Annotated in this window: 1 protein-coding gene; it reads right to left on the reverse strand. The window is 39.9% G+C overall.

The genetic code is table 11. From position 1 onward, the window contains the following. The coding region (locus tag J7R13_RS09135; protein ID WP_484791373.1) for a PLP-dependent aminotransferase family protein at positions 1-414 on the reverse strand (414 nt) is incomplete at both ends.

Genomic DNA, 414 nt, shown 5'->3' on the forward strand with positions numbered 1-414 from the left:
CTGCACCTCCTAGAGATTTTGCCCACTTCAATCCATCAAGAAAATCCTCAACACAAAGCATGGAAGGTGTATTGATTATCTTTCCTTTAAAAATATCTTCGTTCAATTTTCCATTTTTTGTCATATAGAAAAGTTGAGGCATAGGCCAAGCTGGAACATAATTCTCAAGCCTCTCAACAGCACGAGGACTTAAAATCACCATACCATGCGCAGCCTCACCTCCCAAAACTTGCTGCCATGAAAAAGTAACAACATCTAATTTTGAAAAATCAAGATATTGCGCAAAAGCTGCAGATGTTGCATCACAAATGGTCAATCCAGCCCGCTCATGGGGAATGAAATCTGCATTAGGAATACGCACACCAGAAGTTGTCCCATTCCATGTAAAAACAACATCACGATCAAAGTCAAGTT

Source organism: Bartonella taylorii 8TBB (genome assembly GCF_902825155.1).
GTDB classification, from domain to species: domain Bacteria; phylum Pseudomonadota; class Alphaproteobacteria; order Rhizobiales; family Rhizobiaceae; genus Bartonella; species Bartonella taylorii_A.